This window comes from Frigoribacterium sp. CFBP 8759, from assembly GCF_014841655.1.
In the GTDB taxonomy this organism is placed as follows: Bacteria; Actinomycetota; Actinomycetes; order Actinomycetales; family Microbacteriaceae; genus Frigoribacterium.
Map to the genome: position 1 here is coordinate 737,988 of NZ_JACYUH010000001.1, position 23,140 is coordinate 761,127.

General features: G+C 73.5%; 23 protein-coding genes. 9 read left to right on the forward strand and 14 right to left on the reverse strand.

Annotated features, from left to right (window positions below):
* Positions 1 to 31: 31 nt before the first annotated feature.
* Positions 32 to 1,600 carry a cryptochrome/photolyase family protein gene (locus IFT79_RS03465; protein ID WP_192122906.1) on the reverse strand — a complete coding sequence of 523 codons (1,569 nt, stop codon included), beginning with the start codon at positions 1,598 to 1,600 and terminating at the stop codon, positions 32 to 34.
* A gap of 182 nt (positions 1,601 to 1,782) precedes the next feature.
* Between IFT79_RS03465 and IFT79_RS03470 the strand changes: the two genes are divergently transcribed.
* The gene (locus IFT79_RS03470; protein ID WP_123571216.1) at positions 1,783 to 2,268 is read left to right on the forward strand and encodes an Asp23/Gls24 family envelope stress response protein; all 486 of its coding nucleotides are present in this window, start codon (positions 1,783 to 1,785) and stop codon (positions 2,266 to 2,268) included.
* Positions 2,269 to 2,414: 146 nt separating this feature from the next.
* Positions 2,415 to 2,540: a hypothetical protein gene (locus IFT79_RS16610; RefSeq protein ID WP_255349713.1), complete on the forward strand. Its 126-nt coding sequence runs from the start codon at positions 2,415 to 2,417 to the stop codon at positions 2,538 to 2,540.
* A 92-nt stretch (positions 2,541 to 2,632) separates the two neighbouring features.
* Here IFT79_RS16610 and IFT79_RS03475 read toward each other — a convergent pair whose 3' ends face one another.
* A complete protein-coding gene (locus IFT79_RS03475) occupies positions 2,633 to 3,928 on the reverse strand; it encodes an MFS transporter (RefSeq protein ID WP_192122907.1) in 1,296 nt (431 codons plus the stop codon).
* A 313-nt stretch (positions 3,929 to 4,241) separates the two neighbouring features.
* Positions 4,242 to 4,904 carry a DUF805 domain-containing protein gene (locus tag IFT79_RS03480; protein ID WP_192122908.1) on the reverse strand — a complete coding sequence of 221 codons (663 nt, stop codon included), beginning with the start codon at positions 4,902 to 4,904 and terminating at the stop codon, positions 4,242 to 4,244.
* 228 nt (positions 4,905 to 5,132) lie between these two features.
* Between IFT79_RS03480 and IFT79_RS03485 the strand changes: the two genes are divergently transcribed.
* Positions 5,133 to 5,522, forward strand: coding sequence for a DUF2256 and DUF3253 domain-containing protein (locus IFT79_RS03485; protein ID WP_054147090.1), 390 nt, complete (start codon positions 5,133 to 5,135; stop codon positions 5,520 to 5,522).
* Positions 5,523 to 5,579: 57 nt separating this feature from the next.
* Here the strand turns inward: IFT79_RS03485 and IFT79_RS03490 are convergent, their stop codons facing one another.
* Both IFT79_RS03490 and IFT79_RS03495 read right to left on the reverse strand, forming a co-directional pair.
* Complete coding sequence (locus IFT79_RS03490) at positions 5,580 to 6,125, reverse strand: MOSC domain-containing protein (protein ID WP_192122909.1); 546 nt, start codon at positions 6,123 to 6,125, stop codon at positions 5,580 to 5,582.
* Between the two features lie 236 nt (positions 6,126 to 6,361).
* Positions 6,362 to 6,880, reverse strand: a complete 519-nt coding sequence (locus IFT79_RS03495; protein ID WP_192122910.1) for a DinB family protein — start codon at positions 6,878 to 6,880, stop codon at positions 6,362 to 6,364.
* A gap of 319 nt (positions 6,881 to 7,199) precedes the next feature.
* On the opposite strand from IFT79_RS03495, the gene IFT79_RS03500 reads away from it, so the two are divergent.
* On the forward strand, positions 7,200 to 8,171 hold the full coding sequence (locus IFT79_RS03500) for a hypothetical protein (protein WP_192122911.1): 972 nt from the start codon (positions 7,200 to 7,202) through the stop codon (positions 8,169 to 8,171).
* Positions 8,172 to 8,190: 19 nt separating this feature from the next.
* Here IFT79_RS03500 and IFT79_RS03505 read toward each other — a convergent pair whose 3' ends face one another.
* A complete protein-coding gene (locus IFT79_RS03505) occupies positions 8,191 to 8,883 on the reverse strand; it encodes a nucleotidyltransferase family protein (RefSeq protein ID WP_192122912.1) in 693 nt (230 codons plus the stop codon).
* Between the two features lie 147 nt (positions 8,884 to 9,030).
* Here IFT79_RS03505 and IFT79_RS03510 point away from each other — a divergent pair, with 147 nt between their 5' ends.
* A complete protein-coding gene (locus IFT79_RS03510; protein ID WP_192122913.1) occupies positions 9,031 to 10,005 on the forward strand; it encodes an XdhC family protein in 975 nt (324 codons plus the stop codon).
* A 75-nt stretch (positions 10,006 to 10,080) separates the two neighbouring features.
* Here IFT79_RS03510 and IFT79_RS03515 read toward each other — a convergent pair whose 3' ends face one another.
* The 8 genes from IFT79_RS03515 to IFT79_RS03550 form a co-directional block, all read right to left on the reverse strand.
* Positions 10,081 to 10,326, reverse strand: a complete 246-nt coding sequence (locus IFT79_RS03515; RefSeq protein ID WP_192123149.1) for a hypothetical protein — start codon at positions 10,324 to 10,326, stop codon at positions 10,081 to 10,083.
* Positions 10,327 to 10,440: 114 nt separating this feature from the next.
* Positions 10,441 to 12,537: a hypothetical protein gene (locus IFT79_RS03520; RefSeq protein WP_192122914.1), complete on the reverse strand. Its 2,097-nt coding sequence runs from the start codon at positions 12,535 to 12,537 to the stop codon at positions 10,441 to 10,443.
* 108 nt (positions 12,538 to 12,645) lie between these two features.
* A complete protein-coding gene (locus IFT79_RS03525; protein WP_192122915.1) occupies positions 12,646 to 13,701 on the reverse strand; it encodes a glycoside hydrolase family 130 protein in 1,056 nt (351 codons plus the stop codon).
* Positions 13,702 to 13,900: 199 nt separating this feature from the next.
* A complete protein-coding gene (locus IFT79_RS03530; protein ID WP_192122916.1) occupies positions 13,901 to 14,791 on the reverse strand; it encodes a carbohydrate ABC transporter permease in 891 nt (296 codons plus the stop codon).
* Between the two features lies 1 nt (position 14,792).
* Positions 14,793 to 15,803 carry a carbohydrate ABC transporter permease gene (locus tag IFT79_RS03535; RefSeq protein ID WP_056044485.1) on the reverse strand — a complete coding sequence of 337 codons (1,011 nt, stop codon included), beginning with the start codon at positions 15,801 to 15,803 and terminating at the stop codon, positions 14,793 to 14,795.
* 11 nt (positions 15,804 to 15,814) lie between these two features.
* Positions 15,815 to 17,116: an ABC transporter substrate-binding protein gene (locus tag IFT79_RS03540; protein WP_446718850.1), complete on the reverse strand. Its 1,302-nt coding sequence runs from the start codon at positions 17,114 to 17,116 to the stop codon at positions 15,815 to 15,817.
* Between the two features lie 36 nt (positions 17,117 to 17,152).
* Complete coding sequence (locus IFT79_RS03545) at positions 17,153 to 18,496, reverse strand: hypothetical protein (RefSeq protein WP_199859380.1); 1,344 nt, start codon at positions 18,494 to 18,496, stop codon at positions 17,153 to 17,155.
* Positions 18,497 to 18,791: 295 nt separating this feature from the next.
* Positions 18,792 to 19,820 (reverse strand): substrate-binding domain-containing protein, encoded by a 1,029-nt coding sequence (locus IFT79_RS03550; RefSeq protein ID WP_192122917.1) that lies wholly within the window; start codon positions 19,818 to 19,820, stop codon positions 18,792 to 18,794.
* 120 nt (positions 19,821 to 19,940) lie between these two features.
* Between IFT79_RS03550 and IFT79_RS03555 the strand changes: the two genes are divergently transcribed.
* From IFT79_RS03555 to IFT79_RS03570, 4 genes are all read left to right on the forward strand, one after another.
* Positions 19,941 to 20,357 (forward strand): DUF1304 domain-containing protein, encoded by a 417-nt coding sequence (locus IFT79_RS03555; RefSeq protein WP_159827864.1) that lies wholly within the window; start codon positions 19,941 to 19,943, stop codon positions 20,355 to 20,357.
* Positions 20,358 to 20,490: 133 nt separating this feature from the next.
* Complete coding sequence (gene purU, locus IFT79_RS03560; RefSeq protein ID WP_199859471.1) at positions 20,491 to 21,321, forward strand: formyltetrahydrofolate deformylase; 831 nt, start codon at positions 20,491 to 20,493, stop codon at positions 21,319 to 21,321.
* A gap of 34 nt (positions 21,322 to 21,355) precedes the next feature.
* Complete coding sequence (locus IFT79_RS03565) at positions 21,356 to 21,751, forward strand: YrdB family protein (RefSeq protein WP_056043326.1); 396 nt, start codon at positions 21,356 to 21,358, stop codon at positions 21,749 to 21,751.
* Positions 21,748 to 23,118, forward strand: a complete 1,371-nt coding sequence (locus IFT79_RS03570) for an N-acetylglucosamine-6-phosphate deacetylase (RefSeq protein ID WP_342211756.1) — start codon at positions 21,748 to 21,750, stop codon at positions 23,116 to 23,118. Before IFT79_RS03565 ends, IFT79_RS03570 begins: the two co-directional genes overlap by 4 nt.
* Positions 23,119 to 23,140: the final 22 nt, after the last annotated feature.

Sequence of the window (23,140 nt, forward strand, 5' to 3'; positions counted from 1 at the left end):
TGCGACCTCCGGCGGCGTCGGTCGCCGCGGCTCACCAGGTCGCGCGGGTGCGCTCCTGCTCGACGACGGCCTCGCGGTCGGCGAGCCCGCGGAGCCCGGCGAACTGCTGGCCCATGCGCGGGTTGCCCGAGAGCACCGGCTCGACGCGGTCGAGGAACGCCCAGTAGCCGGCGGTCACCGGGCAGGCGTCCTCGCCGAGCCGCTTCTTCGGGTCGAACCGGCACGAGCCGCAGTGGTCGGTCATGCGATTGATGTAGGCACCACCCGACGCGTACGGCTTCGTCGCGACGATCCCGCCGTCGGCGTGCTGCGACATGCCCACGACGTTGGCCGGCATCACCCAGGGCGTGCCATCGACGTACATGTCGACGAACCACTGGTTGAGTGCCGCCGGGTCGACCCCACGTTGCAGGGCCCAGTTGCCGAGGATCATCAGCCGCTGGATGTGGTGGTTCCAGCCGTGCCGCCGCAGGCCGTCGAGCGTCTCGCTGAGGCATTCGGCCTCGACGGCCTCGACGTCGAGCCCGGCGAACACCTCGGGCAGGGGTTGCGTCGCCCCGAGGGCGTTGCTCGTCGTCGCGAAGTCCTCGCCGAGGTGCCAGTAGAGGTGCCAGACCCAGTCACGCCAGCCGACGATCTGCCGGGTGAACCCCTCGACGCTCCGCAAGGGGGCGTCTCCGGCCTGGTACGACGCGACGGCGGCCTCGACGACCTCGCGCGGGTCGAGCAACCCGAGGTTCATGGGGGCGCTGAGCAGGGAGTGCGCCATCGTCCAGTCGCCCGACAGCGTGGCGTCCTCGAACGGGCCGAAGTCGGGCAGCCGCACCTCGACGAAGTCCGCCAGCGCGGCCGTCGCCTCGGCCCGGGTCGCCGCGAACCGTCGGGGCGCGTCGTCGCCGACGAGCCGGACGACCCCGTCACGCTCCCAGCGCTCGAGGTCGGCCCGCACCTCGGCGTCGATGTCGTCCTCCTCGGGCCACTCCTGCGGCGGCAGGCCGAGAGTGGCCGCGCCCTTCGGTGGCTTCTCGCGGTTGTCGTGGTCGTAGTTCCACTGGCCTCCGACGGGCTGCGGGCCCTCCATCAGCAGTCCGGTGCGCTGGCGCACCGCCCGGTACCAGTCCTCCATCAGGAGGCGCGGTGCCGGTCGACCGCCGGACGCGCCGGTCGGTCGACCCGCGCCTCCTCGACGGGCGTCGTCGGCGTCCGCCGTCGCGCCTGCGGACCGGCCCGGACCGCGCCCGCCCTGGCGACCCGCGGCCCACTCGGCGAACTCGGCCTCGCTCGAGACGAAGCCGCGGCTCGGCAGCACCTCGGCTCCCACCGACCGCACGAGACGGCGCGCCCGGTACGAGGTGGGGTCGACTACCTGCAGGTCGTCCCGCCCCTCGAGGGCCTCGGAGTAGTGCTCGACCTGCCGGAAGTCGACACGGTCGCCGAGCTCGGCCGCCCGGTGCCGGATCGCCGACAGGATCAGCTGCAGCTTGGCGCGGTGCAGGGTGCGGCCCCGCCACGACGACCGGCTCTCGACCAGCAGCATCGGGTCGCCGTCGTCGAAGTGCGGGCCGAGCTGGTCGAGGAAGATCCACCGGGTGCGCTGCATGCCCCGACAGTAGACGTGGGCACTCAGCGGGTTGCCAGCATGTTCACCGTGACGAACGGGGCGGGCGCGGCGTCTCATTGACGTGCAGCCCGGGTCGCCCCGGTTCGCCCGGACACGCCCGCTCGCACGACGACCACCGCACGACCATCCGCACGACTCCCCCAGCCGAAAGAGGACCCGAGATGTCGAACACCGCCGCTCCCACCCCCGCCACCCTGACCAGCAGCTCGCGCGTCGACGGCGCCGCGCGCGTGGACGGTGCCTCGACCGTGTCGTCCGACGCCGCGGGCACCACGCGGATCGCCGACGGCGTCGTCGCAAAGGTCGCGGGCATCGCCGCCCGTCAGGTGCCCGGCGTCCACTCGATCGGTGGCGGCGCGTCGCGTGCCGTGGGTGCGCTGCGCACCGCCGTCGGCCAGCAGGACCACGGCCAGGGCGTCAAGGTCGAGGTCGGCGAGACCCAGGCCGCCGCGGACCTCAGCATCGTCGTCGACTACCCGCTGTCGGTGCAGCAGGTGGCGGACGACGTCCGCCAGGCCGTCGCCGACGCCATCACCCAGCTCGTCGGGCTCGAGGTCGTCGAGATCAACATCGAGGTCAGCGACATCTTCATCGCCGGACAGGACGACGACTCGGACGGCACGAACGACTCGCAGCGGGTTCAGTAGACAGCGGGTTCAGTAGACAGCGAGTTCACTGGTACCCGCGGCGGTCGTCCCGACACGATCGTCCCCCGCAGCACCGCGGGCCGCACCCCACCGAGCCGACCGGCTCGACCGCACGACCCGTGCACCATCGCCCCAGGAGGCACCCCATGGCATCACTGCTCCGACGCTTCGCCCCGCTCATCGTGGGCTTCGTCATCAAGAAGATCATGAACAAGCGCGGCGGCGGCAACGGCCAGGCCGGCGGCTACCAGCAGCCCGGTCGGCGTCGCTGACCCAACAGCACCATCCGCACCGCCTCGGACGCAGGAGGCGCGACTCACGCGAGTCGCGCCTCCTGCGTCTTTGTTCGTCCCGGCGGCGCCGCTCAGGCGGCGGGGCGGGCCGACCGACGGGCGAGCAGACGGTCGCTCGCCAGCACGGCGACGAGCACCACCGCGGCGACCACGATGTAGAGGACGGGCAGCGAGTCGAGCCCGGACCCGTCGAGCACGAGGGCACCGATCAGTGCTCCCCCGCCGATGCCGGCGTTGAAGCCGGTCGTGTAGAAGGCGCTCGCGAGGTCGCGCATCCGCTCGGGGGCGACCTGCAGCATCCGGGTCTGGAACAGCGGCGGCAGCGCTCCGAACGTGACGCCCCACAGCACGAAGGCCACCAGTGACGGCACGAGCATGCCCTCGAACACGAGCATGCCGCTCACGGCTAGTCCGACCACGGCCACGCCGATCGGGATGCTCACCCGCGGTCGCGCCCCGAGGAACCACCCGACCATGCCGAGCCCCACGGCCCCGGCGACGCCGAACGCGAAGAGCCACGCGGCCAGGCCCTGCTCGGGCACCCCGGTCGAGCGCACGAGGTAGGGCGTGATGTAGGTGAAGAACGAGTAGTGGCCGATCATGAAGACCGCCGTGATCACGCAGCTCAGGACGACGCCGAGCACGCTCGGCCTCGGCAGCGAGCGACGGCGACGGACGGCCCCCGCAGGAGGCGCGGTGCCGTCGACCAGCGTCGGGACCGCGTCGGTCACCGGCTCCGGCACCGACTCGTGCGCCGTGCCCCGACCGACCGGCGGCAGGAACTTGTAGACGAAGACCGCACCGAGCGCCATGAGCCCGGCGAGGATGCCGAACGCCTCACGCCAGCCGAGGGCCTGGCCGAGCGCGGTGCCGAGCGGGACGCCCAGCACGAACGCGAGGGTGCCCCCGCTCATCGCGACGGCGAGCGCGCGGCCGACCTGCGCCCGGGGCACGAGGTGACCGGCGTAGGCGCCGCCGATGGCCCAGAACATGCCGTGGGCGAGACCGCCGAGCACGCGGCTGGCGAGCACGAGCTCGTAGGTCGGTGCGATCGCGGTGAGCCCGGCGCTGATCGCGAGGACGACGATCAGGCCGACCACGATCAGGTGGCGGGGCAGGCGACGGGTGAGGTGGGTGAGGCCGGTGCTGGTGAGCACGACCGTGAAGGCGAAGACGCTGACGAGCAGGCCGATGCTCGACTCGGTGACGCCGAGGTCGGCGCTCATCTCGGGCAGCAGGCCGGTCGGCAGCATCTCGCCCGAGATCGAGAGGAACGTGGCGACGGCGATGGCGATCAGGCCGGCCCACGGGAAGCGGGCGGACGGGGTGGACGAAGGCGCGGTGGGGCGCGGGGGTGCGAGTGTCATGGAACCTGGGGTGGTCGGCGGGCGCCGTTCTCTCGACCCGATGGTGGCCACGGGCCGGCCGATCGTGACGATCTGCCGGCGGCACGGCCTTCGCGGCAGGTGCCGTTCGTGACCGTGGGTGACTCGGGGAGGATGGTGATCCCGACTGCGCGCTGTCGTGCACGCCCGGGGCCGGGAGTACCGCCCGACCGAGGTCGAGCCTACCCGCTCGCGCCCGGCCTGGCCAGGGGCCCGGGGTGCGGCGGCGCACCGCGTTTCGTGCACCGCACCTCGACTAGTCGCGGTGCGGTGCACGAAACGCGGTGTGGTGGTGTCAGGAGGCGCGGTGCGGGTCGGGCTCGCGGTCGCGGTCACGCGGGCGGTCGCGGTCCAGGAAGCGGGCACTCGGCGGCTGGGTCTCGCGAGCCAGCATGAACACGACGACGATCTGCAGGAACGGGATGAGCGCCCCGAGCCAGAACCAGCCCCACCCCCAGGCCCGGGCGGCGTGCAGGCGACGGATGGTGAGCGTCGCCATGGGCACGAAGGTCATCAGGCACCAGAGACCCCAGACGAGGGCCACCCAGGTCGTGCCGCCCCAGGCCGGACCCGCGGGGCCGAACGGGCCGAGCGAGAACTGTCCGATCTGGAGGGACGCGCCCTGGCCCAGGCTGGTGCCCGGGCCCGCACCGGCCGGGCGGCCGAGGACGACGACCGGCCAGGGCGCGAAGAGCGACGAGCCGTAAGCGCCGATCGACCACGAGGCCACGCTCGCACCGCGCACCAGCGACCCGACGCCGACGTTGAGCACGAGGGCGAGGACGGTCTGGAAGAGCCAGATCCACCAGAACTCGGCCCGGCCCGCGCGGGCGTGCACCACGTAGGCGTTGCCGACGAACCGCCGGAGAGCCTGCATCGGGGTCGCGCCGGGCAGGGGCTGACGGTCGACCTCGAACCACGAACCCCTCGTCGTGCCTGCCGCCGTGCCCTCGCTCATCGGGACGACGATACGGGGACCGTGCCCGCGCCTCCATCCCCCACGCGAGCGAGATGTCCCCTCCCGCAGCGTCGCACCGCGTCTCGTGCAGGGCGCCTCGACTCGTCGGGGTGTGCTGCACGAAAGGCGGTGCCACGGGATCAGGAGGCGCGGGTGCGGTCCGCGGCGGAGGGACCGACGGCTGCCTCCCCGGGAACGCACACCGCGCCTCCCGCGTTGACTGTCAGCATGAGCGCCGCGACCCCCGACCCGAAGACCTGCCGATCGTGCGGGCGCACCATCGAGTGGCGCAAGAAGTGGGCGTCGAACTGGGACGAGGTCGCGTACTGCAGCGACGCGTGCCGCAAGCGCAAGGTGACGGCGCAGGACCGCGAGCTCGAGCAGCGCATCCGCGACCTCCTGGCGGCCCGGGCGGCCACGTCGACGATCTGCCCCTCGGACGTCGCGCGGTCGCTGCACCCCGACGACGAGGACGCCTGGCGCGGATTGATGGAGCCTGTCCGTCGCGCGGCCCGACGACTGGTCGCCGCGGGCGAGGTCGACATCACGCAGGGTGGCTCGGTGGTCGACCCGTCCACGGCGAAGGGCCCGATCCGCATCCGCCGTCACCGGTCCTGAGCCGGGCATCGACACGACGCGTGGGGCGCGTGGGGCGCCCGGGGCGACCGACCGGGGTCAGACGGGTTGCAAGGCCGACCAGGGCTCGACGGGCAGGTCGACTCCGACCGCGTCGCCGGGTCGCACCTCTCCCCCGGCGAGCACGACGCCCATGACGCCCGCCTTGCGGACGAGTTCGCCGGCCTCGTCGCGTCCGACGACCGCCTTCAGCAGGCCCGACTCCAAGCGGTCGATCTGCACGCACGGATTGCGGAGTCCGGTGATCTCGACCCGCGCCTCCTGACCGAGGGTGAGCACGGTGCCGACGGGCAGGCCGAGCAGGTCGACCCCGTGGGTGGTGACGTTCTCGCCGAGGTCGCCCGGCCCGACGTCGTAGCCGTGGTCGGCCAGCTCGGCGAAGAGCTCGGCGTGCATCAGGTGCACCTGCCGCAGGTTGGGCTGACTCGGGTCGCGCGCCACGCGGGAGCGGTGCTGCACCGTGCGCCCGAGGTGCGCGTCACCCTCGACGCCGAGCCCGGCGAGCAGGGTGACCCGCTCCACGGGCGGCTTGCTGAAGCGGTGGACGTCGTCGACGTTGACCGAGAGGACGGAGGCGCGGGTCATGTCGTCAGTCTGCCCGCGTCGGCCGCCGGGGTCGAGGGTGGGGCGGGCTGGGGGTGCGGGCGGGGCGGCGGGGCCGCGGTCGGCCTGGGTGGGTCGGCCAGAGTGGGTCGCACCGCCGACTGAACGTCGCACCGTCGACATGGGCGGTGTGATGTTCAGTCGGCGGTGCGACAGCGGTGGCCCGGGCGGCGGTGCGACAGCGGCCTGCCGGGCGATGGTGCCGCCCAGGGCACGGGTCAGCGGCGGACGTCGTGCAGGTGGTGCACGGGGTCGTGCACGAAGTAGCGCGCGAGCGAGTCGACCGTGAAGGCCGAGCCGTCGCTGCGCAGGCCGGTGCGACCGAGCCGGTCGTCGGGCACCGCCTCGAACGCGTCGGCGACGACGGCCGCGGCGGCCACGAGTTCGTCGGCCACCACCGCAGGTTGCTGGGACGCGTAGTCGTCGTCGAGCGCGGTGGCGTCCTGGTCCCAGTTCGCGAAGGTCGGCGCGTCCTCGGCGAGCATCAGCCGGAGGCGCGTGTCGAAGACCTGGAACACGTCGCGCACGTGCGCCCCGTACTCGAGCGGCGACCACGTGGCGTCGTCGGGCCGGGTGCGGGCGTCGGGCCGGGCGAGCTCGGCGGGCCAGGCGGCGGCGTTCTCGCGGACGAGGCGCGGCACGTCGCGGAACGTGACCTCGGCGGGGTCGAAGCCGCAGTCGTCGCAGGGGCGTTCGAGCACCCAGGTCCAGTTCTTCGTGTCGGGCGTGATCGGCATGGGACCGACGCTAGGGCGCGCGGCCCGACACCCGCCATCGAGATCCTGCCGACGTCGGTGCCCCCGCCGCCAACCGCGACCACGCGAGGAACCCAGTTTCGAACCGTGCACCCGGTTGCTACCGGGTGCACGGTTCGAAACCGGGTTCATGGCGGGGCGAGGCGCGGCGGGGCGCGGCGGGAGCGGCGGGGCGAGGCGCGGCGGGACGGCGGGACGGGGCGGGGCGCGGCGGGACGGGGGCTCGGGCTACCGGCGTCGCCCGACCGACATCCACCTCCGGGATGACGTCGGCCCCGCGACCCGCCGCTACCGTCGACCCATGACGAACACTCAGCACGAGGGCCGGCTCGCGGGGGCGGCGGCGAGCCTGCGACGGCGGGTCGACCGCCGCGAGGTGGCGTGGGTCGTCGGCACCACCGCGGCCCTGTTCGTCGCCGGCGCGGCGCTCGTCGGCCTGACGGCCTCGGCCGGCCGGGTGGTCGCGTCGCTGCTCGAGTTGCCGGGCGCGCTCGCGCAGACCGCGCTCGTGCCGTTCGTGGTGTGGGCCGTCCTCGTCGTCCTCGTCGCGTGGCGGTGGTCCGAGTTGCCGGCGTCACGCCGGGCCTGGCTCTACGTCGCCGCGGCGGCCGTGGCCCGGGCCGGCGTCGAGCTCACCGTCGGGTCGGGCGTCACGTCGGGCCTCCGGGCGGGCTTCTCCCTGTATACGTTGCCCACCGTCGTCTTCGTCAGCCTGCCGTTCGTCGCGACCGTCGGCCTGGCGTCGTTCGTCGTCCTCGCCGCACGATCGGGTCGGGGCGGCCGCGACACCTCGGCGCACGACGGATCACATCCAGCCGAGCACGCACCCGTCGACGTCCCCGTCGACGCCCCCGCGGCCCGAGCGCCCCGCCCGCCCCGCCCGCCCCGTCACCTCGTGCACCGCGTCGCCGTGATCGTCGAGGCGCTCGCCCTCGCGGCGGGCGTCCTGCTCACGCTCTCGCTGGCCGGGCAGTGGTTCTCGGCCGAGTTCAGCCTCTTCGGCACCCCCGTGACCGTCAGCCAGGAGGCCGCGGACAGCTGGCTCCGGACCCTCGTCGCCTGCCTCGCGTGCCTCGTCGTGACGCTGTTCGCCGCGATCACCGCCGGGCATCGAGGTGTCGTCGTGGCGGCCGTCGTCGTCGCCGGGCTGGTCGTGATCGGTGCCGTCGGCGCACCCGTCCCCGGGGACCGGTGGGAGTCCCCCACCCCCCGTCAGGAACCCCTGCCCGCGAACTACACCCCGTGCTTCAGCGGCAGCGGGAAATGCAACTGACCCTCGGGAACGGCGAAGGTCAGGCGGGCGCGTCGACGTCGGCGCCGTCCCAGAGGTCGGAGCAGTCGACCGGCTCGGCGGTGTGCGCCCTGAGGTAGGGGCCCGCCCCGCGATCCCCGGTGAGGGACGCCGCGAGGGCCGACCAGTGGGACCGACCGACCACGACGGGGTGACCCGGGCGTCCGTGGAAGACGGACTGCCGCAGCGCAGCCGGGCCCAGGGGCACGTCGGCGGCCGAGGACGACAGCAGCCGCGCGACGGCGGACGGCGGCAGACCCGGGTAGTCCACCAGCGTGATCAGGGCGAGCCGCGCCTCCTCGGGGTCGGAGGCGGCGAGCGCCGCCAACCCGACCCGCAACGACGCGGCGAGGCCGTCGGCCCAGTCGTCCGCGACGACGACCGCCACCCTCGCCCGACCGTCGACCGGCGGGAGGCGCGGGTCGGCGTGCGGCGCGTCCGTCGCCCCGACCGGCACCGGTGTCTCGACCGTCAGGAGGCGCGGGTCGGCGGCCAGCAGCGCTCGCGCCTCGGTCGCGCCCGCCCCGAGCACGACGACGACGCGGTCACAGCCCCCGTCGAGCAGCGTCGTCACGGCGCGGGTCAGCCACGGCCCGCGCTCGTCGACCACGAGCGCCTTGGGACGGCCCATGCGCGTCCCGGCGCCGGCCGCGAGCAGCAGGCCGACGGACGTCGAGGAGTCGTCACCGGGCATGGTGTCAGGCTAGCCAGCCCCGGAGAGCACCTCGCCCCGGCCGGCGACGTCCGACGTCGCGGTAGGTCGCGGGGCCGAGGCCGTGACACCATCGAGACCTGGCACCACCAGAGACCACCCGCTCGCCCGTCGCACCCGAGGAGCCCCGTGTTCGAGATCGCCGACCGCCTGCTGGCGCGACTCGACGCCGGCGAGCGCCTCGCCGTCGCGACGGCCGTGTCGGTCGTGGGCAGTGCACCCCGGACGGTCGGCACGTCGATGGCCGTCACCGTCGACGGCACCGTGATCGGCAGCATCTCGGGCGGCTGCGTCGAGGGCGCGGTCTACGAGATCTGCACGCAGGTGCTCGACGACGGCACGCCGCAGCTCGAGACGTTCGGGTTCAGCGACGAGACGGCGTTCGAGGTCGGCCTCAGCTGCGGCGGGCGCATCGAGGTGCTCGCCCGGCTCGTCACCCCCGATGACGGCGTGACCGTCGCCGCCCTCCGCGATGCCGCCGCCGGGCGTGAGGCGTCGGCGCATGTCGTGCTCGGCCCGGTCCGCACCGGCGAGGTCGTGCCGACCGTCGACGACTGCGAGGGTCTGCGGGTCTTCAGCGAGCGCTCGGTGCCGCCGCCGCGCCTCCTCGTCTTCGGGGCGGTCGAGTTCGCCGTCGCCCTCTGCAACGCCGGAGCGGTACTGGGCTACCGCGTGACGGTGTGCGACCCGCGTCCGGTCTTCATGACCCGCGAGCGTTTCCCGTCGGCCGACGAGGTCGTCGTCGAGTGGCCGCCGGCCTACCTGGCGCGCACCGGGGTCGACGAGCGCACCGTGATCGCGGTGCTGTCGCACGACGAGCGGTTCGACGCCGACCTGGTCGAGGCGGCGCTGGCCTCGCCCGCGGCGTACGTCGGGGCCATGGGGTCACGGATCACGCACGACCGCCGCGTCTCCGCCCTGGCCGGTCAGGGAGTCGGGCCGGCGGCGCTCGCACGTCTGCACTCCCCCATCGGGCTCGACCTCGGGGCGAGCACGCCCGAGGAGACGGCCGTGTCGATCCTGGCCGAGGTGCTCGCCGTGCGGTCGGGCGCCTCGCGGGCTCCGCTGCGCGACCGTGACGGCAGCATCCACCTGATCAGCTGAGGCGCGAGACCCCCGGGTTCCGCCGAGGCGCCCGTGCGCGCAGGTGGGTCTCGGCGAGCCCCTGGTGCGTCGGCGTCAGCCGGCCCCGCCCGGGCGGACCTTCGCGGTGTCGGCGACGTCGATGCGGGTGACCCCGTCGCCGCGGTCCTCGGTCGTGATGCGCGGGGCGGCGTCCGACTCGTCCGACTTCGGGGCACGGGTCAGCTGGTCGTGCAGCTTCTCGTCGTCGGTCATGCCGGTCGGGTCGTGGTCGACCTCGTGCCCCGGGCTGGTGTCGCGGCCGGCGTCGTCGGGACCGGGGGCCTGCGTGTCGTCGCTCATGCGGTCGACCGTACCCGCGCCTCCTCGGGTCCTGGCGCACGAGACCCCAGGAACCCGCCCAGACCCTCACGTGGGTCGATGGGGTCTGAGCGGGTTCCTGGGTCTCGGGGCCGGCTAGCGGGTGAGGACGGCGAAGCCGCCGGGCTTGACCAGCACGACGCTGCGGCCCTGCACGTCGCGCTGCTGCACGAGGCGGCCCTGCGCGTCGTACGACGACGCCGACGTCCGACTGCCCCGCACGCCGACCGGGGTCGGCAACGGCAGCCGCGAGGTCGACGACAGCAGCTCGGTCGTCGTCGGGCGACCGTCGGCCGCCGTCCCGGCGAGCACGAGCCGCTGGACGAGCGGCCGCACGATCAGGCCGTCGACCACGGTCGCGTCGCGGCCGGCGGTCACGGTGATCGCCGTCGCTCCGGCACCGATCGGCACCGGCAGCGTCTGGGGCAGCAGAGCCCCGGAGGCGGCGGTCACGCCCTGCGCCCCGGCCTGCGTCGTCAGCGTCCCCAGGGGCACGCGTCCCGCCTTCCAGACCGACGTCGAGCGCACTCCCTCGGCGGCGAGCAGGACCGGCTCGACGTGCCGCAACCCGGAGCCCGCGGGCACCGTGATCGTCGCGCTCTGCCCGGGCTCGAGCCGCAGCGCCGACCCACCGCCGTACTGCGACTCACCCGTCCACGCCGAGTCGGGGGTGACGACCGTGCCCGTCGTGGGCGACGCCGTCTCGGCCTCGACCACCGTGAGGCCGTCACGCGACGTGACGCTCGTCAGCCCTCGAGCCTCGGCCGAGACGTCGGGGGCGCCGTCGAGGGCGATCATCGACAGCAGGCCGTGGATCGTGCTCTCGGCACCGCTGTTGCGGTTCACCGTGCCGTCGGCCTGCACGCCGTCGAAGGTCACCCCGGTGGCCGGGTCGTAGACGGGGGTGCCCGAGCGGTTCGTGCCGAAGTACCAGCTCGCGGCCACGGCCGCGACGCGCTTCAGACCAGGGGCCCCCGCGCCGGCACCGGCCACGGCGAGCGCCGACTGCAGCCGCGAGTCGGCTCCGTAGGCGATCTGCGTCTGGTCGACGGGCGTCGGGTACCAGGCGTTGTCGGGCCCGCTCGCCGTGAGCAGGGTCGTCGTGAACGAGGTCTGGTCGAGCACGGCCGGCTTCAGCAGGTCGGGTCGGCCGAGCACGGTCGACGCCCGGGCCAGGGCGACGGGCATCTGCGACGACCAGGCGTGCCACATCGAGCGGGACTTCGCCCAGGGCAGCACGGCTCCGTACGGCCAGGTCTGCCCGTCGCCGGACGACATCGCCGCGACGCCCTCGGCGAGCTGCGTCAGCGCGGTGCGCGAGGCCGCGTCACCCGGCACGATGGCCGAGTAGGCGCTCAGCCCGAGGACGGCCTCGGCCGAGGCGTCGGCTCCGGAGCCGATCAGCCAGGCGGGCACCTTCGCCCCGTCGGCCACGTCGTACCGACCGTAGCGGGCGAGCGTCTCGCGGTTCAGCGCCGTCACGCCGAGCTGCAGCCGCTGCTGCAGGAACGCGGCGAACTCGGGGTCGTCGTCCGCGAATGCGGCGTACCCCTCGCCGAACGCCCAGATGCTGCGGGCCAGCCAGTAGCTGTTGCCGCTGTCGGACGGGTCGGGCAGTTCGACCGGCACCGGGCTGCGGTTGAAGGTGCCGTCGGGCTGCATCCAGAGGACGACGTTGCCGGCGGCGTCACCGGTGGTCGTCTGGAAGTACGCGGTCGCCCGCAGCAGCTCGTAGGCCTTCTGCCGGCTCGACTCCGAGCCGGTCTGCTTCCAGTCGCGCAGGTACACGACGGCCGTCCGTGAGACGTCGTCGCTGTTGTACGCGCCCTGCCCCCAGTACCCGGTCGCGGGGTCGAGCGGACCGCCGCCCACCCGGGCGAAGGTGCCGCCGTCGCGGGCGTCGGCGTAGGTCCACGGCAGGGTGAGCGTCGGCTCCGCGCTCTGCCGGTAGGTCGAGTGCCCGGCCTCGGGCACGGGCGTCGTCCGGTCGAGCAGGAAGTCCAGGTGCGCGAGGTTCGTCAACGGTGCCACGGCCGGTGCGGCCGCCGGGACGGTCGGCGCGGCCGAGCCGGGCGGCGCGGTCGCCGGACCAGGAGGCGCGGCGGCAGCCGGCAGCGCCCCCGTCACCCCCAGCACGGTCGCCAGGGCCGCGGCCAGTGCCGCGCCCGTCCATCGTGAGTTGCGTGCGATCATCGTCGACCGCCTCCTTCTTGTCGGTGATCCGTGGGTGTCGTCGGTCCGTGGGTGTCGCTGGGCCGTGGGTGTCGTCGGGCCGTGGGTGTCGTCGGTCCGTGCGCGACCTCAGGGGCGGTCGAGGCGGGCGACGCCGATCTTCGAGTCGGCCATGCCGTAGAACACGTAGGGGACGCCGTCGACGTGTTCGATCGCGGTCGGGAACACGACGTTCGGCACGATGCCGTCGCGCTCGTCGGCGGTCTCGGCCTCGAGCAGCGGCACCTCCGACCGGGTGACCACGCGCGACGGGTCGTCGGCGTCGAGGATCATCCCGCCCGCCGCGTAGTTCACGTTCTGCTGCTGGGCGAAGGCGTCGTCGATCACGCCGGTGACGCCGTGGTGCAGCAGCAGCCAGCCCTCGTCGACGCGCAGCGGGGGCGGGCCGCCGCCGATCTTCAGCTCCTCGAACGGGAACTCGGGGCCGGCGACGAACCGGTGCTGCCCCCACCGCGCCAACGCCCGCGGGTCGGCGGCGACCGCGTCGACCGGCACGTAGCTGATCCAGATCGAGTGCCGCCCGTCGGTGACGCCGGCCGGCAGCGGACTGCCCTCGCCCGGCACCGTCGCACCGATGTGCCACATCGGTCGGTGCAGCACGGCGAAGCTGCGCACGCCGTCCGGCGCGGTGACCGGCGACGGAAAGAACACGGTGTCCTTGTTGTGGAACAGTCCGAGGTCGGTGTCGAGCTCGTCGACGTACTCGAAGGTCGCGGGCCCGAGCCGGCGCCAGTCGCGCAGGTCGTCGCTCACGGCGACGGCGGTGCGCGGCCCGAGCGGTCCGTAGGCGACGTAGGTCATCACGTGCAGCCCGAGCTCCTCGATCCACGTGACGCGCGGGTCCTCGACGCCGGCGTGGGTCGCGCCGCGTTCCCACCCGCGGTCGGGCGCGAGCACGACGCCCTCGCGGGTCACGCCCACGGGCACGCCGTCCTCGACGACGACCCGGGCCAGCCCGACGCGTGACACGTTGCCCGTGGCCACGAGCCGCGGCAGCAGGTAGAGCTCGCCGTCGGGCCCGCGTCCCGAACCGGGGTTGAGCACCCCCTCGGCCTCGTCGGGCGAGTCGGGGTCGGGGGTCATCACGACGCCCAGGCGGGTCAGTCGGTACGGGAAGTCAGCCATGGGAGGGAGGCCCTTTCGAGAGGCGAGAAGCGAGAGGCGGGAGGCGGGAGGCGACGGAGGCGCGGTGCGAGGGGGGATCGCACCGCGCCTCCTGCGGTGGGGGCCGTCGGCACGACGACCCGGTCTGGGGGTGGGGAGCCGAGGAGGCGCGGCGCGCGCCGGTCGCGCAGCGCGCCTCCTCGGGTCGGGGGGCGGTCGGTCAGCCCTTCACGCTCGAGCCGACGTCGGTCGAGATGAAGTAGCGCTGGAACACGATGAACAGCAGCACGACCGGGGCGGCCAGCACGACGGCGCCCGCGAGGGTCGCGCCGAACGGGTTCGCCGCGGTCGCCGCCACGTTGCTGATGTAGTTCGCCAGCGACACGGCGAGCGGCTGCATCGACGCTTCCTTGGTGATGAGGAACGGCCAGAGGAACTCGTTCCACGGACCGATGAAGGTCAGCAGCAGGGCCGTGACCAGCGCCGGGCGCACGAGCGGCAACGCGATGTTCCACAGAAGCCGGAACTCGCCGGTGCCGTCGATGCGCGCGGCCTCGAAGAGCTCCTTCGGCAGCTGCAGGAAGTACTGCCGGAAGATGATCACCGCCGTCGAGTTGATGGCGAACGGCAGGATCATGCCTAGGTAGTTGTCGCTCAGCCCGTAGTTGCGCGCGATGAGCACGTACAGCGGGATGATCAGCAGCTGGAAGGGCACCACCTGCACGAGCAGCGCCAGCGCGAAGGTGACCCCGCGACCACGCCACTGCAGCACGGCCAGCGCGTAGCCGACCAGCACCCCGAACACGAGGGTGCAGGCGAGCACGCCGACCGTGAAGATGCCCGAGTTGAGCAGGCCGCTGAGCAGCCCGATGCGGCTGTCGATCGCGGCGTAGTTCTCGACCGTCAGGTTCGACGGGTGGGGGAACGCCCCGGCCACGGTCGGGTCGGGCTTGGTCTGCAGCGACCCGATCACCATGTAGTAGAACGGGAAGAGGAACGCCAGGGCGCCGAGCGCCAGCACGACGCCGCGCAGCGTGGTCTGGGCCCGGGTCAACGGCGGCTTCTTGCCGACCCGCAGGGGGCGGGCGGTGGTCTCGTCGGAGACGGTCATCTCAGTCCTCCTTTCCGCCGGCGAACCGGTTCTGCAGCAGGGCGATGACCAGCACGAGGATCACGAGCACGACGCCGATCGCGGCGGCCTGGTCGGGGTTCCCCTGCTCGATGCCCTTCTGGTACATCAGCAGCACGGGCGAGGTCGACGCGCCGTTCGGCCCGCCTCCCCCGGTCAGCAGGTACGGCTCGGTGAAGAGGTTCGCCCCCGTGACGGTCGAGACGAGCAGCACGAGCACGGTGGCCGGACGCACGCCCGGGACGGTGACGGTGAAGAACGACCGGATCGGGCCGGCACCGTCGCTCGAGGCCGCCTCGTACAGCTCCTTGGGCACGTTCTGCAGAGCCGCGAGGTACAGCAGGATGTAGAAGCCGAGCTGCTTCCAGGTGACGAACAACGCGATCGAGGGCATGGCCCAGGCCGAGTTGATCAGCCACGACGGGGTCGGGGCCAGCGGCCCGAGCACGTTGTTCACGAGACCGTCGCCGTTGAAGAGGAACAACCAGACCGCGACGACGGCGACGCTCGCCGTCAGGTACGGCACGTAGAACGCCACCCGCAGGAAGCCCCGGAAGTGCGCGACCTTGTCGAGCGCCGTGGCGAGCACCATGCTCAACACGACCGTCAGCGGCACGTTGATCACCAGGAAGACGCCGACGTTGCCGAACGAGCGGATGACCGCCGGGTCGGTGAACGCGGTGACGAAGTTGTCGAGGCCGACGAAGGGCCGCGCGACGACGGCACCGGGCGCCGTGAAGAAGTAGTCGTGGAACGCGATGTAGACCGCGTAGACCAACGGGTACGCGAACACCGCCAGCACGAACACCAGGTAGGGCGCGCTGAACAGCAGGCCGAGCGGGTGCTTGCCGAGGGGGCCGCCCCGCCGACGCCCGCGCGGGTCGCCGTCGCGGCGACGGCCCGCCCGGTGCCCGGAGCCGGGACCCCCCGAGGAGGCGCGGTGCGCCTCCTCGGCTCGTCCGGCGGTCGGCGACGCTGCCGCCGCCTCGTGCACGGTGGACACGATCAGCCCTGCGCCGCGAGCTCGTCGATCTTGTCCGCGGCGTCCTTGAGCGACGAGTCGACGTCGCCCTTGCCGAAGATCACGCTGCTCGACCACGCGTCGCGGAAGGCCTGCAACTCGGCGACGGTGTTCGGGCCGGCCGGCACCTCGACCGTGCGGGCCGCCTGGTCGCCGAAGAGCGCGTACGAGGGGTTCGCGTCGAAGTAGTCGGAGTAGGTCGAGGCCAGGTCGGTGCGGATCGGCATCTGGCCCGTGGTCTCGAGCAGGGCGCGGTCCTGGTCGCTGCTGGTGGAGAACTTCAGGAAGTCCCACGCCGTGCCCTGGTTCTCGCAGGCCGTGTACATGCCGACGTTCTTCGCGTCGCTGAACGTGTAGGTCTCGTCGGCGCTCGTGCCGTCCTTGGTCGGGACGGGCACGGCACCCCAGTTGACGTCCTCGTAGACCGACACGGCCCACGGCCCGACGATCGACATCGCGGCCTCGCCGTCGGCGAACGAGTCGCCCGTGTACTGCTCCTGGCCGGCCAGCCCCTGCTCGTAGAGCGAGCGCCAGAAGGTCGCCACGTCCTCGCCGGCGGTGTCGGCGAAGGTCGCCTTGCCGTCCTCGACGAGGCCGGTGCCGCCCGTCTCGGCCGCGTAGAGCGGCATGAAGTCGAACTGCGACTGGAAGAACTCGCTCGTCGGCGCCGGGTGGATGGCGTACTTCGAGACGCCGGCGTCGACCAGGGTCTTCGACGTCGCGAGGAAGTCGTCGTAGGTCGACAGGTCGGGGTTCTCGGCGTCGAGGCCGGCCTTCGTGAAGAGGTCCTTGTTGTAGAAGATCATCACCGGGTTCGACTTCCAGGGCAGCTGGTAGTACTTGCCGTCGGCGTCCTGGTACTGCTTCGCGAGGTCGCCACTGCGCTCCTCGATGTAGCTCGCGCCGTCGTCGAAGCTCGACAGGTCGACCAGGCCGCCCTGCTTCTGGAACTGCCCGACCGCGCTGGGGGCCGTGTTGTAGACGAGGCAGGGGGCGTTGCCGGCCGTGATGGCAGCGCCGATGACCTCTTCGCTCGACTTGCCGGCGGGGATCTCCTGCCCCTTGACCTGCTCGTCGGGGTGGTCGGCGTTCCAGGCCTCGACCATGGCCTTGCCCCAGGTCACCTCCTGCTCGTTGTTCGAGTACCAGATGGTGATGGGGCCCTTGGCGGTGAGGGCGTCGCTCGAGGCGCCGCCGCCGCCGGAGCAGGCGGTCAGGCCGAGGGCGGCGACCAGGACGGTCGCGCCGAGGGTCGTGCGGCGGGTGAAGCGTGTGCGTCGTTGCACGGTGTTCTCCTTGGGTGGGTGGTGCTGCGGGTGTGGCTAGGGGGTGGTCTGAGGCACGGGGGCGTGCGGGTCGGTGCGGTAGAAGTACAGGTCGCGGTGGCCGGCGGGGGCGTCCCAGCCCTGGGCGAAGGTCCAGCGGCCGCCGATCTGCTGCAGGCCGCCCCAGCTGAGCGACCCGCCGGACGTGAGGGCGAGCTGGTCGACCGGACGCCCGACGTCGTAGAGCGCCTGGCTCGCCGCGAAGACCCCGCCGACGTCGTGGAAGACGTCCAGCACGAGTCGGCCGTCGCCCGTGACGATCGCGGCGGCGACCTCGTGCAGGTGGCCGCCGACGCCCGACAGGTCGAGGTACGGCACGGGCTCGAAGGTCCAGTGGCGCAGGTCGTCCGAGCGGCCGACGTGCAGCACGCCGTCGAAGCCCTCGCTGACGAACATGAGGTAGTCCCCGTCGTCACGGCCGCCGCCGCCGCTGCCGCTGCCGCCGAGGCGGACGGCGTTCCCGTGCTCGTCGCGCGGGATCACGGCGCCCTTGGCCCAGAGCCGCGTCTGCTCGTGGTCGGCGATCGGGCCGAGCTTCTGCCAGGTGACGAGGTCGTCGCTGACGGCGACCAGCAGGTCGATGCCGACCGCCTGGACGGGGTACCCGGGGCTCGGGTGCGCGACCCGCGCCTCCTCGGTGATCGGGAAGACGCCGTTGTAGAACAGCCAGAAGCGGCCCTCGGCGCGGTAGACCTTGGGGTCCTCGGTGCCGAACAGTTCGTCGTCGAGGGTGGGACGGACGACCGGGTTGGCCGGGTCGTCGACCCAGGCGGCGCCGGGTGCGGGTTCGCCGTCGGGGGTGAGGGCGAGGGTGGCGTGGCCGATGCGGCTGCCGAGGCTCTCCTTGCGGGGCGAGGCCCGGTAGAAGAGGTGCAGAGTGCCGTCGTGCTCGATCAGGCTGGGGTTGTAGAGCGACTCGCTCGTCCAGCCGAGTCCGTCGGGGTCGGGCCACTGGCCGTCCAGCGTGAAGGTGAACGCCGGGTCGGCGGTGAAGGGCCCGACCGCCCAGTCGGGGCGGGCCGAGTCGTAGGCGGCGGGGCTCGAGAAGGTCAGCTGCGAGAGGGCGCCGGTGAGCTCGTTGCGGTGGACGAGTGCCTCGTCGAGGACCGTCCGGAGGCGCTCCCGGGTCAGCGGGACGAGGTACGGCTTCGAGGCGGCGCGGGCCGCGTCGGCGTCGGACCCGGTGCCGGCGCGCGTCGTGTCGGTGCTCGTGGCGTCGGGCCCGGTGTCGGCGCGCGTCGTGTCGGTGCTCGTGGCGTCGGGCCCGGTGTCGACGCGCGTCGTGTCGGGCCCGGTGTCGGCGCTCGTCTCGGTGCTCGTCGTGTCACTGGCGGTCGTCATCGGGGCACCCACTTCGTCGTGTGCGGTCTCACTCGTCTACCGAAACGTTTCGGTAGATCGAGAAGCTAGCACGTCCGCCGCCGCGCCGGAACCCCTTCCGGCGCGATCTCCCGACCCGCGCCTCCTGACCTGATGCCCGACGGGCACCCACCGGGCTCTCGCCGCAGGGGGGACCACGCTCGCGTCGTCGAACCACCTCGGAGCGTGGTTCGACGACGCGAGCGTGGTGCGCCCTCGACGCCCGGGCGCCGAGCGAACTCTGACGCAGCGCAGGGCGGCGCGGGGCGCCGCGGGGTCAGCGGGCGGCAGGGCCCGTCGACGCGCGGACCAGCAGCCGGGCGGGCTCGATCGCGGCGTCGGTGACGGTCTCGCCCTCGACGGCCGAGAGCAGGAGGCGCGCCGCCTCGGCCCCGATCAGCCGCGGAGCCGTCGTCAGCGTGGTCAGCCCGGGGCGCACGTACGACCCGAGCTCGATGCCGTCGAACCCGGCCACGCTGACGTCGTCGGGCACGCGGACCCCGAGCCGGTCGAGCTCGGTCATGAACCCGATGGCGGCCAGGTCGTTGGCGCAGAAGACGGCGGTGGGGCGGTCGTCGACCGGTGCGTCCGGGCCGAAGAGGCGAGCGGCGGCCCGGGCTCCCCCGTCGTAGGTGAAGTCGGCCTCGACGACCGCCCCGGGCTCGTGCCCGGCTCCGACGACGGCGTCCCGCCAGGCGGCCCCGCGACGCCGCGAGTGGACGAAGCGCCCGGGCCCGGCGACGTGGGCGAACCGCCGGTGACCGAGCGACACGAGGTGCTCGACGAGCTCGCCGATGCCGGCCGAGTCGTCCTGCCGCACGGCGGGCAGGGGGAAGTCCCCGGCCGGGTTGACCCCGACGGCGGGCAGGTCGAGCTCGCGGACCAGCTCGACGCGCGGGTCGTCCACCGTCAGCTCGTTCAGGACGACGCCGTCGACCCGACGTCCGGCCGCGAGCCGGCGATAGCGGTCGAGCGGTTCGTCCGCCGCCGACCCCATCTGCAGGATGAGCGCGTACCCGCGCGGGTCGAGCACCGACTCGAGCCCGCCGATGAAGCTGCCGAAGAACGGGTCGGACTCGAGCACGAACGGGTCGCGGTGCACGACGAGCCCGACGGTGAACGCCCGCTTGGCGCTCAGGCTGCGGCCCCGGACGCTCGGCACGAAGCCGAGGTCGTCGGCGGCCTGGCGGATGCGCGCGCGGGTCTGCTCCGAGACGCCGGGGCGACCGTTGAGGGCGCTGCTGACCGAACTGATCGCGACGCCGGCCCGGGCCGCGACCTCCACGATGGTGACCCGCTCTGCCACGCCGCGCCTCCTCGTCCTCGCCGGTGCCGATGCCCGTGTGCGCCCGCTGCGCCCCCACGATGCTACTGACCCGCCGCAGCCGCCACCCTCGCGTGGACCGCCCGGCCCTAGGGTCGGGGCATGCTCATCGTCTCGCTCGTCGCGGCCTCGCTCGCCGCCCTGCTGCACCTCTACATCTTCGTGATGGAGTCCTTCCTCTGGACCACCCCCCGCGTCCGCGCGACCTTCGGCATCACCGACGACGTCCAGGCCGAGCACACGAAGCCGCTCGCCTACAACCAGGGCTTCTACAACCTGTTCCTCGCGATCGTCACGATCGTGGGCGTCGTGCTGATCGCCGCCGGAGGGGCAGGAGGCGCGGGCAGCGCCTTCGAGGCATCCCCCTCGGGCAACGCCCTGCTCGTCGCGGGCACGGGGTCGATGCTCGCCGCCGCGCTCGTCCTGCTGCTCTCGGACCGCACGAAGACCCGCGCCGCGGTCACGCAGGGGTTCCTCCCGCTCGTCGCGCTCGTCACGCTGCTCATCGCCGCCGCCTGACCGGGTTCGGCCGCACTACCCTGGGCGGGTGACCGACGTGACCGACGCCACCCGCGCCTCCTCCGCCCCCGACGCCGCGACGGCCGACGCCGCTCGGGCCGCTGCCCCGGCCGCCCCGACGACGCACTGGACGCTGACGCTCGTCTGCCAGGACCGACCCGGCATCGTCCACGCGATCAGCGGTGCCGTCGTGCAGGCGGGCGGCAACATCACCGAGTCGGCGCAGTTCTCGAGCCACGACACCGGCACGTTCTTCATGCGCCTGCAGGTCGAGGCCCCCGGCGAGCGCGACGCGTTCGAGGCGGCACTGGCGCCCGTGCTCGCGCACTACGACGTGCAGGCGAAGCTCGACGTCGTCGGTCGCCCGACCCGCACGCTCGTGCTCGCGAGCAAGGCGGCGCACTGCGTGAACGACCTGCTGTTCCGGCAGCGGGCGGGACAGCTGCCGATCGAGGTGCCGTTGATCCTGGCGAACCACGACGACCTGTCGGGCCTCGCCGAGTTCTACGGCAAGCGCTTCGAGCACCACCCGGTCACCGACGCCGAGTCGAAGGCCGCCTTCGAGGCCCGCGTGCTGCAGGTCGTCGACCGCTACGACGTCGAGCTCGTCGTGCTCGCCCGCTACATGCAGATCCTCAGCCCCGAGCTCTGCGCCGCGCTCGAGGGGCGGGCGATCAACATCCACCACTCGTTCCTGCCCGGGTTCAAGGGGGCGAACCCCTACCGCCAGGCGCACGCCCGCGGCGTGAAGCTGATCGGCGCGACGGCGCACTTCGTCACGAGCGACCTCGACGAGGGGCCGATCATCGAGCAGAACGTGGTCCGCGTCGACCACACCCGCAGCGCCCCCGAGCTGATGGCGATCGGCCAGGACGAAGAGAGCCGCACGCTGACCCAGGCCGTCCGCTGGTTCGCGGAGGACCGCGTGCTGCTCGACGGCGCCCGCACCATCGTCTTCCGCTAGCCCCGCCCGGGCACACCGGCCGTACGCTGGACGCGTGACCCCGACCGATCCCGCCCCCTCCCCCGTCCCGGCCCGCGGCGGCCCGGTCGGCCCCCTCGACGTGGTGCGGTTCGTCACGCTGATCCTCGCCTTCCTGAGCCTCGGCTTCTGGGGCTACCTCGCCTGGCCGTTCCCGTTCCCGTCGCTGGCGTTCATGATCGGCGCGCCGCTCTTCGCGATCGTCGTGTGGGGCCTGTTCCGTTCGCCACGCGCCCCGATCCCGACCGACGCCGTCGGCAAGGCCCTGGTCGAGATCGCGATCATGGGTGCCGTGGTCGCCGCCTGGGCCATGCTCGGCTACCCGGTCGTCGCCGTGGCGTTCGCCGTCCTGGCCGGCGTCACGGGCGTCCTGGCCTTCCGTCGCGAGAACGGCCGGGGGGCCCGCCGGTGACGACCACCCTGTTCTCCGACGCCCGCAAGGTCGACGCCGACGGCGTGGTCGAGGGCTTCTGGATGCTCGTCGACGGCGACGTGATCGTCGCCACCGGCGCCACGGTGCCGGGGTCGCGCGCGGCGGCCGGGGCGAGGCACGGGGTCGATGCGACCCGCGCCTCCTCGGCGGCGTCGGGTGCACCCGACGACCCGACCGCAGGAGGCGCGGTGCCGCCCCCCGCGGACGTCACGGTCGACCTCGCGGGCGCCACGCTCACCCCGGGGCTGATCGACCTGCACACGCACGGCGGCGGCGGGCACGCCTTCGACGGCGGACCGGACGACCTCGACGCCGGACTCGCGCTGCACCGCCGGCACGGTACGACGCGCTCGCTGGTCAGCCTCGTCGCGAACCCGGTGCCGGTGCTGTCCCGGTCGCTCGGACTGATCGGTGACCTGATGCGCCGTGATCCGCTGGTGCTCGGGGCACACCTCGAAGGACCGTTCCTGGCGCCCGACCGGCGGGGAGCCCACGCCCCGCACTTCCTGCTCGAACCCGACGCCGCCACGGTCGAGAGCCTGCTCGAGGCCGGCGACGGCATCGTCCGTCAGGTCACCCTCGCCCCCGAGCTGCCCGGCGGGCTCGACGCGATCGACCGGCTCGTCAGCTCGGGCGTGGTCGCCGCCGTCGGGCACACCGGGGCCGACTTCGACCTCGCCCGCGCGGCGTTCGACCGCGGCGCGAGCCTCGTGACCCACGCGTTCAACGCCATGGCCGGCATCCACCACCGCGACCCGGGGCCGCTCGTCGCGGCGGTCGGCGACGAACGCGTGACGATCGAGCTGATCCTCGACGGCGTGCACGTGCACCCGGCCGTGGCGGACCTCGTGCTGCGCTCGGCGCCCCGGCGGGTCGCCCTCATCACCGACGCGATGGCCGCGGCCGGAGCCGCCGACGGCGACTACCGCATCGGCGAGCTCGCGGTGACGGTCGAGCACGGCGTCGCCGTGCTCACGGGCACGTCGACCATCGCGGGCTCGACCCTGACGCAGGACGCCGCCCTGCGCATCGCGGTGCTGCAGACCGGGCTCGCCGCCGTCGACGCCGTCGCGGCACTGACGCTCGTGCCGGCCCGCGTGCTCGGCCTCGACGCCGGGGGCCGGCGAGCGGACATGTCCGGAGCGCAGGCCGGCGTCGAGCGCACGGCGCAGGACCCGGCGCAGGGCGCTGGGCTGGGCACGGCGCCGGGCACGGCGCAGGCCGCCGGGGCCCGACCGTCGCTCGGGCGCCTGGCCCCCGGGCACGCCGCCGACGCCGTCGCGTGGCACGACGACTGGACGGTCGCCCGGGTCTGGGCCGCCGGCCGCGAACTGCGCACCGGCTGATCCCCGGCAGCCGGCCCCGCCC